Source organism: Ferroplasma acidarmanus Fer1 (assembly GCF_000152265.2).
Lineage (GTDB): Archaea > Thermoplasmatota > Thermoplasmata > Thermoplasmatales > Thermoplasmataceae > Ferroplasma > Ferroplasma acidiphilum.
This window is the reverse complement of record NC_021592.1, coordinates 914,022-930,955: the sequence shown is the minus strand read 5'-3', so window position 1 is coordinate 930,955 and position 16,934 is coordinate 914,022. Positions and strand designations below refer to the sequence as shown.

Sequence of the window (16,934 nt, the reverse complement as noted above, 5' to 3'; positions counted from 1 at the left end):
TATGTCACTTGAAAATATATTAAATGAGATAGATAATACGACCCAGGCAGAGCTCAAAGCCATAAGAGATGAGTATTCTGCCAAAATAGAGGCTATTATAAAATCCTGCAATGATAAAATATCCAGGATTAAGAATTACTATGCTGTAAAATCTGATAATGATGTTAAGAATATAATAAAGCAGTACGAGGACAATATTAGATTGCAGTCAAAAAAAATCATTGATGACAAAAAAAAGGAAATACTGGTTAACACTATGCAAAAACTAAGGTCCTATGTCACATCACTTAACAAATCTTCCAATTACCCTGAATTGCTAAAAGCTATGGTTAATGAATCGAAAAAAGAACTTGGGAATAAGTTCACCGTATACTGTGATGAAATGGAAAACGAGAAACTTCAGGGTTTTAAATTCCCGGATTCAATTAAATTTATTATAGACAAATCAATAAAATCTGGAATTATAGCGGTCAGTGCAGATGGGAAAAAAGAAGTAGATATGCGCTTAAGCAGTATTTTTGATGAAATTTCATACGATGTAGAAACATATCTATATGAAAATATTAAATAATGGTGGTTCCAATTAACACTACATATTCAGGAAGTTATGGAAGGTTAAAGATACATTTCAATGATTATCTTAGCGATAGTTTTGTAAAATCACTTCTTGAACTTGATATTAAAGATATAAGGTTGAAATTATATGAGACATCATACCGCGATGATATAGATAAAGCTACAACAATAAGCAATGATGATGTGGATATTCTGATTACAGCAATTAACCGGCATGTGATAAACAATGCTAAAATAGCACTGTTCGCAGTCCCGCCCCAGATAAAATCGTTTATGAAATCATATGTATCGAAATGGGATATAGAAAGTATAAAGGCGATTATTACTTCTAAAGTTATACACCACGATATAAAATATAATGACAGTTTCATAATGAGTTTCAGGGATATCCCTATGGGAATATATGCAGGAAACCTGAAGCGAGATGATTTCAGGGCTATAATGGAAAAAAACGATGTGGATTCTGTGATTAATTACCTTCTTAATTACGGTTTTAATTATCTGCTGAAAGAGCTGGAAGAATACAAGAAGACAGGAGATACATCATCCCTCCTATCAGCTATGGATTACCGTTATTATAATGACCTTATTAAAACCGCATTGTTCTATAATGGGGATGAAGGGCAGATTATTAAATATGTAAAAACCCTAGTGGATTTAAAGAATATTCTTACACTGGCAAAGGCAATTGAGCTCAACGTTCCATTTGAAAAAATAGAAAACAGTATTATAGATAATGGCAATTTTTCCAGAACAGCACTTTCTGATACTTTCAGGTCTGGAAGTGTTATTGAGCTGCTTTCACTTTTTAAGCATTTTAACATAGATGAAGCTCTGGATTACTATAAAGAAAATAAAAATCTGAGCCAGTTTGAGATAGGCATGAGAAAGTCATTATTCCATGAATTCGTCCCGGTAATGATCAGGGACACAGCATCTCTCTTTATTTTTGCATATATCCTCTATGCAGAAAGAGAACGTGATAATCTCAGGACAATAATAATAGGCAAGTCATATAAGCTTGATAATAATACAATAGAGAGGATGCTGATTTAAATGTACGATCTTTGTTTGATAGGGGAAAGGGAACTTGTAGCAGGCTTTAAATTAGTAGGAATCAACGATACATTTACTGCAGACCCTGAAAATGGGAAATCCATTGTAAAAGAATTGTTCAATTCAAAGAAATATAATGTGATTATGGTTTCACAATCATTTGAAAAGTATATGACCCCCGATGAAATAAACTTATACGCAGGGTCTATTAGCCCGCTTGTAATATTTATTCCCCTGCCAGGAATAAAAGAAGAGGAATCGGTATACGATCTGGCAAAAAAAATTTTGGGCATTGATATTGGTGATTAAATGGAAAATAAAGGAAGTATATATAGTATATCTGGACCGGTAGTAATAGCAACAGACCTTGATGGCAAAATGTTTGATGTGGTACGGGTTGGTGAAATGGGCCTCGTAGGTGAAGTTATAAAAATAGTTGGAGATAAATTTACAATCCAGGTTTATGAAGATACCAGCGGGCTCAAACCAGGCGAACCTGTATATTCAACAGGCAAACCCCTCTCTGTCGAACTTGGCCCGGGCCTGCTTAAATCCATATATGATGGAATACAGAGGCCTCTTGATATAATTCAATCAGAAACAGGTGATTTTATAGTAAGGGGGGCAACAGCACCTCCACTGGATGAAAAGAAAGAATGGGATTTCGTTCCACTGTTAAAGGAAGGGGATGAAGTTGAGCAGGGATATATACTTGGCACAGTTCAGGAAACTAATATAATAACCCATAAAATTATGGTTCCGTATGGCATTCGTGGCATAATAAAAAGCATAAGCAAAGGAAAATTCAAAGTATCTGATACTGTATGTATGATCGACACTGGAACTTCCAAATATGATATAAAATTGAAGCAGATATGGCCTGTCAGGCAGGCAAGAAAGGTATTTCTTAAATTTGCACCTGAAATACCATTAATCACAGGCCAGAGGGTAATAGATTCATTCTTCCCTGTTGCTAAGGGCGGCACTGTAGCAGTTCCGGGCCCATTCGGGAGCGGAAAGACAGTAATACAGCACCAGCTGTCCAAATGGTCTGATGCAGATATAACCGTTTATGTTGGCTGCGGGGAAAGGGGAAATGAGATGACTGAAATACTTTCAACATTCCCTGAACTGCAAGATCCCAAGAGCGGAAAACCACTCATGGAAAAAACAATACTTATTGCAAATACTTCCAATATGCCTGTGGCAGCAAGGGAAGCCAGTATTTATACAGGAGTTACCATAGCTGAATATTACAGGGATATGGGTTATGACGTAGCTCTTATGGCAGATTCAACAAGCAGGTGGGCAGAGGCACTGAGGGAAATATCTGGAAGATTGGAAGAAATGCCAGGTGAAGAAGGATATCCTGCCTATCTGGGAAGGAGAATATCTGAATTTTATGAAAGATCTGGAAATGCCCAGATAATAGCACAGGATGAAAGGACAGGCTCTATAACCCTTATAGGAGCAGTATCGCCTCCAGGTGGAGACCTTTCAGACCCGGTTGTGCAGAATACCTTGAGAGTTACAAGGGCATTCTGGGCTCTTGACGCCTCACTTGCATCCAGAAGGCATTTTCCTTCAATTAACTGGCTTAACAGCTATTCGCTTTACCTGGACTCCCTTTCCGGGTGGTTTAAATCAAACGTGAACCCTGAATGGCCACAGATGCATTCACTCATGATGGGTATACTCCAGAAAGAATCAGAGTTACAGGAAATTGTGCAGCTGGTGGGATATGACTCATTGCCAGAGAATCAGAAAAACGTTCTGGACATTGCAAAGATTATCAGGGAAGATTTTCTCCAGCAGAATGCCTTTGATGATACAGATACATACTGTTCAATAAAGAAACAGTATGAAATGCTTACAATTATTAAAACACTTAATGAAATGCAGGAAAAATCCATAGCTTCTGGATTGAAGTTAACCCAGACTGCAACACTTCCTGTGAGGATGAAAATATCAAGAATGAAAGAAATTCCAGAAAACGACTTTGAGAAATTCTACAATGACGTGATAAAGGAAATAAATAATGAATATGATAATATAATGGAGGGTGTTGAAAGTGTCTGATATTATTTACAGGTCAATTTCACAGATAAATGGTCCACTTCTATTTGTGGACGACGTGAAAAATGCATCGTATAATGAAATTGTTAGCATAATACTGGATAACGGAGAGCGTGTTAAAGGCCAGGTACTTGAAACCAGGAACGGCGTTGCGGTTGTCCAGGTGTTCGGTTCAACTACCAGCATGAGCCCAAAGAGTACCGGGGTATCGTTCACAGGAAGCACATTCAAGCTTCCAGTATCTGATGATATGCTTGGCAGAATATTCAATGGATTCGGTGAACCGGTAGACAATGGCCCGAAGATTTATTCAAAGGATAAGGTAGATATCACAGGTGCTGCAATCAATCCATATTCACGTGAAGAGCCAAGTGAATTCATAGAAACGGGAATATCAACCATAGATGGAATGAATACACTTGTTATGGGACAAAAGCTTCCAATATTCTCTGGAGCAGGATTATCCCATAACAGGCTGGCGACACAGATAGCGAAGCAGGCAAAAACCCTGAAAGGCGGAGAAAAATTTGGTGTTGTATTTGGCGCTATTGGAATAACAAGTGAGGAAGCAAACTATTTCATGAAGCAATTTGAGTCGTCAGGCGCACTGTCAGAATCCGTAATATTCCTGAATCTGGCATCAGATCCATCCATGGACAGGATAATACTGCCCCGTGTTGCATTAACAACTGCAGAATACCTGGCATATGAGAAAGATATGAACATGCTGGTTATCCTCACAGATATGACAAATTACTGTGAAGCACTCCGTGAAATATCATCTTCAAGGGAGGAAATCCCTGGAAGGCGTGGATATCCTGGCTATATGTATACCGATTTAAGTACAATATATGAAAGGGCAGGAAAAATAAAGGGAAGGAACGGCTCAATCACACAGATACCTATTCTTACAATGCCAGGGGATGATATAACAAACCCGGTGCCTGACCTTACAGGATATATAACTGAAGGGCAGATAACACTATCAAGAGACCTTAGCAGGAAGGATATATATCCAGAGGTAGATGTCCTTTTATCCTTATCACGGCTCATGAACCAGGGTATAGGGTCTGACCATACCAGGGAAGACCACAGAGGCCTGGCCGATCAGCTATATTCCTCATATGCAAAGGGAAAAGACGCCAGAGCATTAAGTGAGATTGTTGGCGAAGAAGCTTTGAGTGTATCAGATAAAAAGTACCTTCAATTTGCAGAGGATTTTGAAAGCAAATACGTAAACCAGGGAGATACTGACCGTTCCATAGAAGAAACTTTGAATCTTGGATGGGACCTGCTTTCAATTTTGCCTAAAGAAGAAATGAAAAAGGTAAAATCCGCATATATACCAAAATACGGGAAATGGGAGGAATAATGGCAAATACTGTAAGACTTACCAGAATAGAACTTATAAATACGAAAAAACGGATAAAAGTAGCTTCTAGAGGACTCGAACTCCTGAAAATGAAAAGACAATCCCTGGTAATGGAATTCTTTAAAATTAGCAATGAGGTCAGAGGGCTTAGAGAAAACATCAAAAATGATATAGAAAAAGGGTTGAATGCAATTAAAGTGGCAGAGATAATAGATGGAACTCTTGAAATCGAAAGAATTTCATACATGTTTTCTTCGCCAGAAATTAAAATAGGCGGGAAAAATATAATGGGTGTTACAATTCCTGAAATGTCAGCCCAGGCAGGAAAAAAGATAATTGACGATTCATATCTTGCAAATTCTGTTCCTGTGTCAATCTATGATGCAATTACACTCTTTAATAAAATATTCAAAGAGCTTCTGGAAGTTTCCCAGAAAGAATCATCAATGCGCAAATTGTTAAATGAAATAGACAAGACAAACAGGAGATCCAATGCAATAGAAAATATAATGATTCCAAGGTTTAACAACAACTATAAAATCATCAGGGAGCATCTGGACGAATTGGAAAGGGATTCATTTGCAACCCTGAAATTTGTAAAAAGCCATGTAGTTTCAACTGGAGAAAATAATAAATAGGTTTGGCCCTATTATATATTCAAAGGGAATATATGGGCAATGTTGAAAAATTCAAAAGGATAAGAAAGATCATACGGATAATAAATATCCTGCTTGCAATAGCATTTATTGCAATACTGATAATGGTGATAATTAAATGACAGAAATAGATGAATTGAAGGTAATTAAAAACAAAGAAGAAGCAAAAAAACGTTCCATAGCAGAGCTAAAGGAGGAAATGGAAAAACAGTTAAACCAGCAAATAGCTGAATGCAATGAAAAGGCAAAAAACCTGGAAAATCAAATAATAAATGATTACAATAAAGCCATAGAGGAAATAAAGAAATCAGAAAGCAGGAAAATGGCTGATGCACTTGATACCCAGAGAGCCAGATCAAATGTAATGAAAGTTGACATATCTAACAGAAAGCTTGAAGAGAAAGTGTATAATCTTATTCTGGAATATATTACTAAAATGTGATAAAATGCTAAAGCCCGTGAAGATGACAAAAATCAGGATTATTGGCCTGAATACGTATAAAAATAAAATAGTAGATGATATGCATGATCTAAATGTTATACAGATAGAGAATGCAGAACCTGAGGTTGCAAAGGTATTCAACACCCAGGGCTCCAACGCCAATTACAAGGTTTTATCTGAAAATCTATCACGGTTCAAGGGATTTCTTTCAATACTTCCACAGAGGGAAGTTAAACATAAAAAATACTACAGTTCTCCGGAGGAAGTCCTGGAAGATATATCAAAAATATACATAGCCGGCGAATTAAACAAACTCAAAGATGATGAAGAGAAACTTACAGCAAAGATCCAGGAAAATAAGATTACCTTAAAACCACTGGAGTTATTATCGGGCTTTGGTGAAGATTTATCAATATTAAATAATGATTACGTTGAAAGTTTTATAATTAAATCGTCAGATGAAACTGAAAGTCTCAAAACAGATTATGCAACATTCATCAATTTAAATAATGGCTATTCAACCGTTACAATAAATAGAAAAAACGAACCAGAATTTCTTTCCATACTTTCATCAAAAACCTATGATATGATGAAGATCCCGGAATTGAACGGGACCGTAAAGGAAAATATAGAATTAATCCATAACACCATTAATGAAGCTTCAAACGCAATAGAGGGAATAAAATCATCCCTTAATGCATTGTCAGATAAATATTATGAACCTGTGGCACAGATAACAGAACAGCTTGAAATATATGTGAAAGAAGAAGAAATTTTAAGCAATATTGCTTTTTCTGAAAATGCTTTTGCTCTCGAGGGATGGATTCCCGAATCTGAATATGAAAAAGTTTCTTCAGTGCTTAATGAAGATTCAAATAACACAATGTTTATCCAGAAGATAGAAACAAAGGAAGACCCTCCAACAAAACTCTCGAATCCAAAGCATTTTAAAATATTCGAATTTTTCATAAGATTCTATTCATTGCCAGAGGAGTATGAATTTGATCCGACAATGATATTTGCCCTTGTTTTCCCTGTATTTTTCGGTTTAATGGTTGGTGACGCAGGGTACGGCCTTGTTATCCTCCTGATATCACTGTTTATAATACACAGGGTTGACCACCCACCGGCAAAGAGCCATATACCAAAAAAATTATCCGGATTTATTCTTATGATAATGGGAAAGAATTCTTTAAAAACACTCGCAAAAGCACTTATACCATCTTCAATAATCGCAATAATATTTGGTATAGTATTCAATGAATTCTTTGGATTTACCATATATCCGGTGCCATTCAGGCTCAGTTCCACTCCAGTGCCGGTCATACATATTGGAGAATTGCTGATGATTTCCGGTTATATCGGGCTTGCTTTTGTCACATTCGGCTTCGTCCTTGGAATAATTAACAATGCGTACATAAATCACAGAAAAGCCGCAGTGGCTAAAGTCGGGTGGATACTGATGGCATGGGCCTTTGCAATACTCGGCCTTAATCTAATACACAGGGTCAGCCTTAGCCCCCTGGAAACATCCTCACTTATTGGCTATGTAATGCTCATAGTTGGCTTTATAACCGTAGTTGTTTTCGAAGGCACACTTAGCCTTATGGAAATTCCATCAATTATTTCACACATACTTTCATACACAAGGATTGTAGGGATACTCCTGGCATCTGTTGTCCTGGCCCTTGTCATAGATACCGTATTCAGGGCAACATTATCTGACCCATTTTATTTTATAATAATCGGTGTTGTGGTGCTGGTTGTAGGGCAGCTGTTCAATCTAATAATAGCTGTATTTGAGCCAGGCATACAGGGCGCAAGGCTTCTATACGTGGAATTCTTCTCTAAATTTTATTTTGGAAATGGAAAGCCGTTTTCACCATTCGGGAGCAACAGGCGTTTTACCCTGAAGAAATTCGACAAAAAATAATTTTTCTCCATCCAAAAATTAATATGTATTATATAATTGATTATGCATGGAAACTATAAAAAACATTGAAATATACGAACTTGGGTCTCCTGAAGAAAAGTCGTCTCCATGGAGCTCTACAATACTTATACTGAAACTCACATCCTCTGATGGAAGGGTTGGCTTCGGCGAAGCGCCTACCACGATGATGACACTTCCTGTGAAAGAAAGCATGAATGAGGTTGCCAGGGTATTCCAGGGCAAGAATTATTTTGATATAGAAAAAAATCTAAGGGATTACTATAGAAATGCCTTTTACGTAGCGAAATCCGTTGAGGAAACAGCAGCATTGAGCGCATTTGAGATTGCATCATGGGACCTGATAGGGAAAAACCTCGGGTCACCAATCTATAATTTGCTGGGTGGCAGATTTAACGAAAAAATCAGGGGATACGCCAATGGATGGTATTCTGATTGTGTTTCTCCCGAAGATTTTGTTTCAAAGGCAAAATCCCTTGTCTCACGTGGATATAGTGCATTTAAATTCGACCCATTCGGAAGCAACTATGATAAAATAACCGTGGATGGGGTAAAAAAAGCACAGGAAATAGTGGCACAGATGAGATCAAGCCTCGGTGAAGGTGTAGATTTATTAATTGAATGCCACGGAAGGTTTTCTCCAAAATATGCCATAATGGCAGGAAAAGCACTGGAGGAATATAACCCGCTGTTTATAGAGGAGCCAATACATCCTGAACTTGAAAGGTTCCTGCCAGAATTCAGGGCCAGGGTAGATATTCCGGTGGCACTTGGTGAAAGGCTGCTTAACAAGGAAGATTTTGCCAGGTACATTTCCGATGGAATGGTGGATGTTATACAACCGGATTTAACCAATTCCAAAGGCATTCTGGAGGCAAAAAAAATCGGTGCAATTGCAGAATCATTCGGAATTTCCGTAGCATACCACAATGCCTTCGGCCCGGTGCAGACGGCGGCAACGTTAAATGTTGATTACACCCTTCCAAATTTCTTAATACAGGAAAGTTTTGAAGAATCATGGCCATCATGGAAAAAGAACCTTTTCACAGGATATTCTGTGGAAAACTGTACAATGGCATTATCAGGGAAACCAGGGCTTGGCATTGAGGTAAACGAAAAACTTCTGGAAAATAGCAAAGTATCAGGGATGGAGCCGCTTGGTACAGAACCGCCATGGGTAGTCTCCGGTACTTTTAAGCCATAATTTTTTTAGCTGACATATTTCATTTTTCTTTCAACTGAGTTTTCTACATCGGTTCTGCTATCAATTCTTAATATGGTCTCCACCCTGGGAAAACCCATATTTTCAATAAACTTTTCAGCATCCTTTACCGCATCCATTAAAATATCAATATTGTTGCATTCTATAACCGTGGCCATGCTATTTGGATAGCATTTAATTGAATTATTATTCTTTAACCGGCTAACAACCTTCTCTATAGTATCGCCCACAGAAACTCCTTTTCCAATTGGATAAAATGTTACATCTGCTATTATCATGGAACTATGATACTGAAAGAATATAAAAATATATTATTTTATTTTAAAAAATTATTTTTTTAGCTGCCTGGCTAGATTTACAAGGTTCTGGAGCAACTGCCCGGCAAATTTGGCTGTCATCTCATCCTTAAGCTTGCCTTTTTCATCGAATTTATCCTGTGCAAATGTTAGAAAAACTTCCGGTGTATTTACAGGAATCATATCAAGGAATACACAAACCTGGCGGAGGTGGTACTGTGCCCTTGAACCGCCAAGCATGCCTATTGATGAACTCATAATGGCTACAGGCTTTCCATTGAATGGATTATCACCATATGGCCTCGAAGCAACATCTAAAACATTTTTTAAATATCCGGGAATTGAGTAATTGTATTCTGGAGTAACCATCAAAACTCCATCAGATTCCTTAATCTGCCTCTTAAATTTTTTTACATTTTCCGGGTAATTGTTCTCCTCATCCTGGTTCATTAAAGGAAAATTCTTTATGTCCAGTAGTTCAAGTTTGGAATTCTCAGGCATTAATCCAACGGCGTTCTCAAGCAAATACCTGGAGTATGACTCTTTCCTCAAGCTACCTCCAAATCCTGCTATTTTTATTGTTTCCATGCTGCTTAAATATCTTTATATGTTAAATATTTTAGCTATACTTTTTTAAAGCAACGCATAAATAGCTAATAAATATACAATAACAATGTTCATTGTAAGGTATTCAGAGATAGGCCTTAAGGGAAATAAAACGAGGAGGAATATGGAAAAACTCCTTATTGAAAACATTATATCATCATTGCCGGAGGATTCTGGCCTGAAATACAAAAAGAGTGATGGAAGGATTTATTTATATTCAGATAGCCCGGAATTAATGAATATTCTGCCAGATATTTTCGGTGTTAAATCATTTTCCAGGGCTAATGAGTATACATTCAACACCATTGAAGATATAGTAACACGCTGCGTTGAAAACTATTATAGCTACGTAAAAAATAAAACTTTTGCTGTAAGGGTAACCAGAAAGGGAACGCATAATTTTACATCTAAGGACCTGGAAATTGCCATTGGAAATAAGTTATACGATAATTCTTCCGGTGTAAACCTGGAAAGCCCGGAAGCGCCCATATATATCGAAGTACGGGACAAAAATTTCTACACATTTACGGAAAAGATGGAAGGCCCGGGAGGATTGCCATTGAAATCCGAAGGGAAAGCAATTTCACTGTTTTCTGGAGGCATCGACTCTCCTGTGGCTACATTTATGGTTATGAAGCGTGGCATGGCAACAGACCTGCTTTTCTGCTCCCTGGCGCACCCCTCAGATACACTGTACATGCTTAAGGCAGCAAGAAACCTTTTATTCCGGTATTCTTACGGGTATAACAGCAATATATACATACTGGACGGGACATCGTTGATAACCGGAATTCTGCGAAATCCCGAACAGAAATATGCAAACCTCATCTTCAAAAAGCTTCTTTATTCATATGCAGAGGAGCTTTGCCAGGAAAATGATTATGATGCCATTGTGACAGGAGAATCTATAGGACAGGTTTCATCCCAGATTCCAAAAAACCTCAAATCACTTTCCTACGATATCAATACTCCGGTATTCCGCCCATTAATAGGCTTTGACAAGGAAGAAACAATAAACTATTCAAAAAGGAAGGGACTGTATATGGACGAATCCATAGGTGAATTCTGCTCATTATTTTCAAAAAACCCGGGAATAAATACAGCTTATAGAGATTTGAAGCCAGAGGTTGAGAAATTTCCTTTAAAGGAAATATTACACGAAATAATAAAAATAAAGAAAGAGGAAATTGATGATTATATCAATTCAATAAATAACAGTAAAAGTGATACGATACCGGAAAACAGCATAATTATAGACCTCAGAGATAATAAGGATTTTGATCTATGGCACGTTCCCGGGGCAATGAATATGCCTGTAAGTTCCATAGATTCGCTGGCTGAATCAGGAAATCCTGATAAAAATTACTTTTTCTATTGCAAAAAGGGGCTTAACAGTGCTTATGCAGCATCAATTATGAGATCCCACGGATACAATTCATTTTATTCAACTGAAAAGGACATAAAAAAAATGGATGCTATCAAAAATTAAGGCTCATTTCAATATTTTTCCTGTTGCAATTTGCCATAAATATAAATCCATTATTCCTGGCTGTATATTGTAGTCACTGGCTATGGAATTAAATATTTTTTCCTTTTCCAGATAGTCTGCCCTTGAATTCAATTTCATATCCTTAGTATATCCATAATCAAATAAAAGTTGCAAAATATGCTTGTCCAGAATAGCAAAATCAAATATCCCTATATTTCTCAGGAAATGCGAAGCCTCTTTGTACCCGAGACCCTTGACATTATTTACCAGATATTCCCTGAGTGTGAAATGTTCCATGGAAGAGATTAATTTTTTTATATTTTTACGGATAAATCTTGCATTTATAATATATCCAGCCCTTTTGTTATAAAATCTATATTTAGCCTTTTTAAGTTCTTCACTTAACTGTTCCATGCTATATTCTATAAACCCATCCATAATCATTCTCTGGGTCCTGATGCCCATTTCAGCAGATGTATTTGCTGTAAGTATGCAGAAGCACAATTCCATGAAGAGTGAATCATTGCGTGATTTTCCCATATTTATAAAATCTATGACCCTTTCATTTATCTTTTTACTGTATAATAGTTTGGATTCCATTATCTTAATGGACAACTCATCGTTTTTAATCATAAAAATAAAAAATATTTAATCCTTCTTAAAAGCTTCGTATGTTCTCTTTGCCCTGTCAAGCCTTTTCTCAACAACCTTCCAGTTGACATTGTTCATGAATGCGTCAAGATATGGTGCTCTCTTTGCTCCGTAATCTGTATAGTATGCATGTTCGTAAACATCAAGTGGCAGTATCATCAATGCATTCCATATTGCAGATGCATTATGTATATCGGCACCGAGAACCCTAAGTTTTCCACAGTTAAGGTCAAACACAAGATGTGCCCATCCCCTGAATGCAGTTCCTGTTGCTTTGAACAGTGCCACGAATTTCTCATAGCTTCCAAAATCCTTCTCTATCTGTGCCTTTACTGATTCAGGCATTGCAACATGATCCTTGCTTAAGGATTCGAAATAGTACTCATGAAGCATTGATCCATCGTAGTTGAAGGTTTCTTCCAGTTTCATTTCTCTAAGGTCACTGTAATTCTGGTTTGCCTTTGTAAGGTCAACATCTGGCAACTTTGACCATATTTCATTGAGCTTTGATACATATCCCTTATAATGGACATCAAAGTGGTAGTCTATCTGTTTATCTGATATGCCGTCTAATCCTCTAGGTTTTGCATTTTCCTTTACTTCCCAAGTTTCTGTCGCCATAATTATCATATTGATATAAACTTATCATTTAAAAATTTATTGCAGTTGTAATAGCTTAGAATATGATTAATATACACATACAGAAAAGAAATGATAATTCTGGATGAAATGCTGAAAAGAATTAATAATATATTTATAATTGCCCTGTATGATTCCGGTTATATTGATTGGCGGCATTCCCGGTGTTGGAAAAACAAGCTTATCTGGTTTTATAAGCAGGGAATTTAATATAAATATAATACTTTCAGGCGATTATCTCAGGGAATTTTTGAGGCCTTACGCAGATAACCCGGCAATGGGAGAAAGCGTCTATAATGCTTACAGGATATATGGAGAAAAGAATGAGGAAAATATAATAAAAGGATATCTTAACCAGTCAGAATTTATGTATAAAGGAATAAATGCAGTTTTGCGCCGGTCAATAGATAACGGAGAGCCGCTAATACTTGAAACATTATATTTTAATCCGGAAATGATTGCCAGTGATATTAGGAATAAAATAATTATGATTTATATACATATTCCGGACAAATCTTTGCATGGCAACAGGCTTAAAGAGAGAATAGACTACACACACTTTAACTCACCTGGAGAACGGCTTGTTGAGCAATTGCCAGTATACAGTGTAATAGAAAAGTATTCTATGGATCACTGCGGGGATGATGTTTTCATTGTTGATAATACTGATTTTCCTATTACAAAAAACACATTAATAAATTACATAAAAGGGCAGATTAATCATTAAGGGCCCTGTTAATATCCCTTACTATTTCATCCGGGTCTTCTATTCCCACGGAAAGCCTCATAAATGTTGAATCCACACCCAGAACATTCAATTCTTCTGAAGTTAAAGACCTGTGTGACATTGAAGCAGGTGTCGATATCACTGTTTCTGTCCCTCCCATGGTGTTTGCCGGAACTATTTTCTCCAGTTTTCCTATAAATTTTTCAGGATCGGTTTTCACCTTAAAGCAGACTATGCCGGAATAACCTTTCATATATTTTTTGGCTATTTCATGATCAGGATGTTCAGGTAGCCCTGGATATATTACCCTGGATATTTCGGGGTTTTTTTGAAGTTCTGCAGCTATTTCCATAGCATTAGAATTTATCTTTTCCATTCTTATTTCAAGTGTTTTCATTCCATTTTCTGTCAGAAATGCGGAGTTAGGGTCAAGGGATGTTCCGAGCGTTCTTCTCATGGCATCAATTTTCTCCATTAAATCATTTCTTCCTGCTGCAAGCCCTGATATTACGTTATTATGCCCTGCAATAAATTTGGATGAACTGTGGACAACTATATCTGCCCCTAATTTTAAAGATTTTACGTTATATGGAGTCGGAACTGTGGAATCAACAACAAGTATGGCTCCAACATCATGGCATTTCTCAGATATGGTGCTTATATCGTTCACCCTTAATATAGGATTGGTTACGCTTTCAATAAACACTATTCCTGTACCTTTTTTTATTCCATTAATAATATTCTCCGTACCCGGATTGGCAATATCCGGCTTGATTCCCCACTTTCCCATAAAATCCCTGATAAAATGATAGGACCTTGCAAATGTGTCCAGGTGTGTTAATATTCTATCTCCAGGCTTTGATAATGATAATAACGTCGTAGTAATAGCTCCCATGCCCGAAGAGAAAACATTGTAATCTTCAGCTCCTTCCATTTCCTTTATCTTAATGCCAAGATTTTCAACGGTTGGATTATACTCCCTGCTGTACCTGTATTTTTGGCCCTCAGGAACTATATACGAACTGGTTTGGTAAATGGGATAAGTAAGTGGTGCTGCATAGGCTCTGTTACTGGTCATCTAATCCCTCCAGAATACCTGTTTCACGGATACTATAATCTGTATTATATGATCCCATGACATTTTTTATATCACCAAGCATCTCGTCCTTTCTGGTTTTATCATCTGCAAATATTAACATTGTAGGCCCTGCTCCGCTTATGCAGGCAGAAACAGCATTTCTGTTGATAACTTTTTCCTTTATATCCCTGTAAAATGGAAACATGGCTTCCCTGGACCGCTCAACAATATCATCATTCATCCCTTCCCTTATAGCATCACGGTCCCCTTTCATAAACCCGTAAAGCATTGTAGATATTCTGGATGTATGAACTATATGTTCTTCCATTTTTATCGATTGGGGCACAATTGACCTTGCATACCGGGTTTTATTTTTCATACTGATATCAGGTATTACAAGTACCAGGTTAAAATTGTAATTAATATCAATTTTTTTTACTTTTACAGGAGATGTGGAACTTATTAGTGTAAGCCCTCCATAAATCCCGGAAGATACATTGTCCGGGTGGGCTGAACCGCATGCGGCTATCTCTCCATACATTGAATAATAGACCATTTCATCTTTGCCCATGCCAAGATCCAGGAGTTCATTTACAGACCTTACAGCTGCAGAGGATGAAGCTCCGCTGCTCCCCAGGCCGAGGCCAATTGGGACACCCTTTTTTATTGTTATGTCCAGTCCAGTTTTAATGCCCTTATCTTCCATAATTTTTAGGATGCTTAATCCTGCTGTATTCTTATCCGGCTCTTCCGGGGTAGAATTTGAAATAATCTTTACACCATTGCTATTATTGTGCTTTACCGTGACAGAATCAAAGAATGCTTTATGCCCTAAGGACAATATATCATAGCCCGGACCGAGATTGGCTGAAGAAGAATAACTCTTTTTTGTAACTTCCATATAATACGATTCATTCATAAAATAAATTAGTTATTTAATGTAATATTATTGCAGGTAATATTGAACGATGAAATACACAGGCGTAGAAATAATTAATGTAAAAATTCTGTTACATTGCAAGCTTGAACAGCAAGCGGGATACATGTATAAATTTATCTACTAAATTATTTATTAATATTATTATCTAAATATATATATATATATTGGAATGTTAATCTTATTATGAATAAAAAGAAGTTAATAATAGGTGTACTAATTGCAGCAATATTTGTGATGGTATCCTTTGCGCCGGTAACAAATGCAACAAATAATACCGACCAGCGTGTTAATGTCGTTACTTCTGATATCTCGGCACAACCGCACGCCAGCAATTTAAACGGCAAACAGATTAATGTAGTAAAATATAATGACAGTGTCAACATGTTAAGCAATCGTATTTATATGAATATGGCGTTCTCTGTGACCAATAATACAGGTAATAACCAGCATATAACAGAACATGGAAAATTCGGCAACGTATCTGTATTTGAATCAGGGAACAGGATATATCTTAATATGACTATTATCCCAAACAATAAAATAAATAAAGTTCCTGGTGATTGTTCAAATATATATTATAAATTTCCTAAAAATCATGAAGCAGCCTTATACGTTACTAAACTGCCTGTAATATCAGGAGCCAGTGATGCTACAATAATAGCCGTTTTTGGAGAGGTTGTTTCAGGCGAGGTCGGGTCACTTGAAGGTGCAGTTTATTATGGAAGCGCGGCTGCATCAATTGTTTTGCCAGGACTTCTGGCACCAATAGTTGCAGCTTTAGCACTGGACTATATAGCTATAGATGCATACGCCTCTGAGAATCATGACCCGACTGTGTATTTTGATCTCGGTGCAAGCTGGGGTACAAAATGGTATAATTTCTATGATGTTGGTATTTATGGGGAAGAGGGTGCATTTACCGGTACAGCTGATTCTGGCAGCAGCGGTATTTATATCCCAGTATCTATTGCATTTGGGGATTCTGCAAAATATCCACCTTTATCGGGATACGCCCCACATACAGGAGTATGGAATCCAAATGAGGAACCACCATGGTAATCCTTAATTATTTATTACTGGCTATTTTTATGATTTCTGTCATTGTTTTTTTAGAAAGAAGCTTTAAGGTTAAGAATGTTATAAAGAAAAACACTGGA

Annotated in this window: 18 protein-coding genes; 12 read left to right on the top strand and 6 right to left on the bottom strand. The window is 37.0% G+C overall.

Translation table 11 applies throughout. The features are described from left to right. The first annotated feature begins 1 nt into the window (after position 1). The 9 genes from FACI_RS04635 (at position 2) to FACI_RS04595 (ending at position 9,333) form a co-directional block, all read left to right on the top strand. Positions 2–571, top strand: coding sequence for a V-type ATP synthase subunit E family protein (locus FACI_RS04635; protein WP_009886974.1), 570 nt, complete (start codon positions 2–4; stop codon positions 569–571). Next, positions 571–1,632: a V-type ATPase subunit gene (locus tag FACI_RS04630; RefSeq protein WP_009886973.1), complete on the top strand. Its 1,062-nt coding sequence runs from the start codon at positions 571–573 to the stop codon at positions 1,630–1,632. The genes FACI_RS04635 and FACI_RS04630 overlap by 1 nt, the downstream gene beginning before the upstream one ends. After that, positions 1,633–1,941 carry a V-type ATP synthase subunit F gene (locus FACI_RS04625; RefSeq protein WP_009886972.1) on the top strand — a complete coding sequence of 103 codons (309 nt, stop codon included), beginning with the start codon at positions 1,633–1,635 and terminating at the stop codon, positions 1,939–1,941. Continuing rightward, entirely contained in the window at positions 1,942–3,711 is a 1,770-nt protein-coding gene (locus FACI_RS04620) for a V-type ATP synthase subunit A (protein ID WP_009886971.1), read from the top strand. It begins immediately after the preceding gene. Next, complete coding sequence (locus FACI_RS04615; RefSeq protein WP_009886970.1) at positions 3,704–5,080, top strand: V-type ATP synthase subunit B; 1,377 nt, start codon at positions 3,704–3,706, stop codon at positions 5,078–5,080. The genes FACI_RS04620 and FACI_RS04615 overlap by 8 nt, the downstream gene beginning before the upstream one ends. After that, positions 5,080–5,718 (top strand): V-type ATP synthase subunit D, encoded by a 639-nt coding sequence (locus tag FACI_RS04610; protein WP_019841541.1) that lies wholly within the window; start codon positions 5,080–5,082, stop codon positions 5,716–5,718. The genes FACI_RS04615 and FACI_RS04610 overlap by 1 nt, the downstream gene beginning before the upstream one ends. Before the next feature lie 136 nt (positions 5,719–5,854). Continuing rightward, positions 5,855–6,178: a V-type ATP synthase subunit H gene (locus tag FACI_RS04605; RefSeq protein WP_009886967.1), complete on the top strand. Its 324-nt coding sequence runs from the start codon at positions 5,855–5,857 to the stop codon at positions 6,176–6,178. Positions 6,179–6,182: 4 nt separating this feature from the next. Beyond that, on the top strand, positions 6,183–8,111 hold the full coding sequence (locus FACI_RS04600) for a V-type ATP synthase subunit I (RefSeq protein ID WP_019841540.1): 1,929 nt from the start codon (positions 6,183–6,185) through the stop codon (positions 8,109–8,111). Between the two features lie 46 nt (positions 8,112–8,157). Beyond that, complete coding sequence (locus FACI_RS04595) at positions 8,158–9,333, top strand: mandelate racemase/muconate lactonizing enzyme family protein (RefSeq protein ID WP_009886965.1); 1,176 nt, start codon at positions 8,158–8,160, stop codon at positions 9,331–9,333. 5 nt (positions 9,334–9,338) lie between these two features. On the opposite strand, the gene FACI_RS04590 is transcribed toward FACI_RS04595, so the two are convergent. Then, entirely contained in the window at positions 9,339–9,629 is a 291-nt protein-coding gene (locus FACI_RS04590) for an MTH1187 family thiamine-binding protein (protein ID WP_009886964.1), read from the bottom strand. Between the two features lie 51 nt (positions 9,630–9,680). Continuing rightward, entirely contained in the window at positions 9,681–10,235 is a 555-nt protein-coding gene (locus FACI_RS04585; RefSeq protein ID WP_009886963.1) for an NADPH-dependent FMN reductase, read from the bottom strand. 85 nt (positions 10,236–10,320) lie between these two features. On the opposite strand from FACI_RS04585, the gene FACI_RS04580 reads away from it, so the two are divergent. Then, positions 10,321–11,742, top strand: a complete 1,422-nt coding sequence (locus FACI_RS04580) for a rhodanese-like domain-containing protein (protein WP_009886962.1) — start codon at positions 10,321–10,323, stop codon at positions 11,740–11,742. A gap of 3 nt (positions 11,743–11,745) precedes the next feature. On the opposite strand, the gene FACI_RS04575 is transcribed toward FACI_RS04580, so the two are convergent. Together FACI_RS04575 and FACI_RS04570 are read right to left on the bottom strand one after the other, a co-directional pair. Continuing rightward, positions 11,746–12,375 (bottom strand): N-glycosylase/DNA lyase, encoded by a 630-nt coding sequence (locus FACI_RS04575; RefSeq protein WP_009886961.1) that lies wholly within the window; start codon positions 12,373–12,375, stop codon positions 11,746–11,748. Positions 12,376–12,390: 15 nt separating this feature from the next. After that, positions 12,391–13,014 carry a superoxide dismutase gene (locus FACI_RS04570; protein ID WP_019841539.1) on the bottom strand — a complete coding sequence of 208 codons (624 nt, stop codon included), beginning with the start codon at positions 13,012–13,014 and terminating at the stop codon, positions 12,391–12,393. A 148-nt stretch (positions 13,015–13,162) separates the two neighbouring features. Here FACI_RS04570 and FACI_RS04565 point away from each other — a divergent pair, with 148 nt between their 5' ends. Beyond that, positions 13,163–13,759 (top strand): mevalonate-3-phosphate 5-kinase, encoded by a 597-nt coding sequence (locus FACI_RS04565; RefSeq protein ID WP_009886959.1) that lies wholly within the window; start codon positions 13,163–13,165, stop codon positions 13,757–13,759. On the opposite strand, the gene FACI_RS04560 is transcribed toward FACI_RS04565, so the two are convergent. Both FACI_RS04560 and FACI_RS04555 read right to left on the bottom strand, forming a co-directional pair. Further along, on the bottom strand, positions 13,749–14,837 hold the full coding sequence (locus FACI_RS04560; RefSeq protein WP_009886958.1) for an aminotransferase class V-fold PLP-dependent enzyme: 1,089 nt from the start codon (positions 14,835–14,837) through the stop codon (positions 13,749–13,751). The two genes, FACI_RS04565 and FACI_RS04560, sit on opposite strands and share 11 nt — an antisense overlap. Next, a complete protein-coding gene (locus tag FACI_RS04555; protein WP_048074171.1) occupies positions 14,827–15,738 on the bottom strand; it encodes a homoserine kinase in 912 nt (303 codons plus the stop codon). Before FACI_RS04555 ends, FACI_RS04560 begins: the two co-directional genes overlap by 11 nt. 222 nt (positions 15,739–15,960) lie before the next feature. Here FACI_RS04555 and FACI_RS04550 point away from each other — a divergent pair, with 222 nt between their 5' ends. Next, positions 15,961–16,836, top strand: a complete 876-nt coding sequence (locus FACI_RS04550) for a hypothetical protein (protein WP_009886956.1) — start codon at positions 15,961–15,963, stop codon at positions 16,834–16,836. Positions 16,837–16,934: the final 98 nt, after the last annotated feature.

What these genes read in the sequence shown, in the direction of transcription:
- FACI_RS04600 (WP_019841540.1), top strand. Translation starts at nt 6,183, where the DNA reads ATGCTAAAGCCCGTGAAGATGACAAAAATCAGGATTATTGGCCTGAAT.
- FACI_RS04625 (WP_009886972.1), top strand. Translation starts at nt 1,633, where the DNA reads ATGTACGATCTTTGTTTGATAGGGGAAAGGGAACTTGTAGCAGGCTTT.
- FACI_RS04620 (WP_009886971.1), top strand. Translation starts at nt 1,942, where the DNA reads ATGGAAAATAAAGGAAGTATATATAGTATATCTGGACCGGTAGTAATA.
- FACI_RS04605 (WP_009886967.1), top strand. Translation starts at nt 5,855, where the DNA reads ATGACAGAAATAGATGAATTGAAGGTAATTAAAAACAAAGAAGAAGCA.
- FACI_RS04550 (WP_009886956.1), top strand. Translation starts at nt 15,961, where the DNA reads ATGAATAAAAAGAAGTTAATAATAGGTGTACTAATTGCAGCAATATTT.
- FACI_RS04630 (WP_009886973.1), top strand. Translation starts at nt 571, where the DNA reads ATGGTGGTTCCAATTAACACTACATATTCAGGAAGTTATGGAAGGTTA.
- FACI_RS04610 (WP_019841541.1), top strand. Translation starts at nt 5,080, where the DNA reads ATGGCAAATACTGTAAGACTTACCAGAATAGAACTTATAAATACGAAA.
- FACI_RS04560 (WP_009886958.1), bottom strand. Translation starts at nt 14,837, where the DNA reads ATGACCAGTAACAGAGCCTATGCAGCACCACTTACTTATCCCATTTAC.
- FACI_RS04585 (WP_009886963.1), bottom strand. Translation starts at nt 10,235, where the DNA reads ATGGAAACAATAAAAATAGCAGGATTTGGAGGTAGCTTGAGGAAAGAG.
- FACI_RS04595 (WP_009886965.1), top strand. Translation starts at nt 8,158, where the DNA reads ATGGAAACTATAAAAAACATTGAAATATACGAACTTGGGTCTCCTGAA.
- FACI_RS04635 (WP_009886974.1), top strand. Translation starts at nt 2, where the DNA reads ATGTCACTTGAAAATATATTAAATGAGATAGATAATACGACCCAGGCA.
- FACI_RS04580 (WP_009886962.1), top strand. Translation starts at nt 10,321, where the DNA reads ATGTTCATTGTAAGGTATTCAGAGATAGGCCTTAAGGGAAATAAAACG.
- FACI_RS04555 (WP_048074171.1), bottom strand. Translation starts at nt 15,738, where the DNA reads ATGGAAGTTACAAAAAAGAGTTATTCTTCTTCAGCCAATCTCGGTCCG.
- FACI_RS04575 (WP_009886961.1), bottom strand. Translation starts at nt 12,375, where the DNA reads ATGATTAAAAACGATGAGTTGTCCATTAAGATAATGGAATCCAAACTA.
- FACI_RS04570 (WP_019841539.1), bottom strand. Translation starts at nt 13,014, where the DNA reads ATGGCGACAGAAACTTGGGAAGTAAAGGAAAATGCAAAACCTAGAGGA.
- FACI_RS04590 (WP_009886964.1), bottom strand. Translation starts at nt 9,629, where the DNA reads ATGATAATAGCAGATGTAACATTTTATCCAATTGGAAAAGGAGTTTCT.
- FACI_RS04565 (WP_009886959.1), top strand. Translation starts at nt 13,163, where the DNA reads ATGATTCCGGTTATATTGATTGGCGGCATTCCCGGTGTTGGAAAAACA.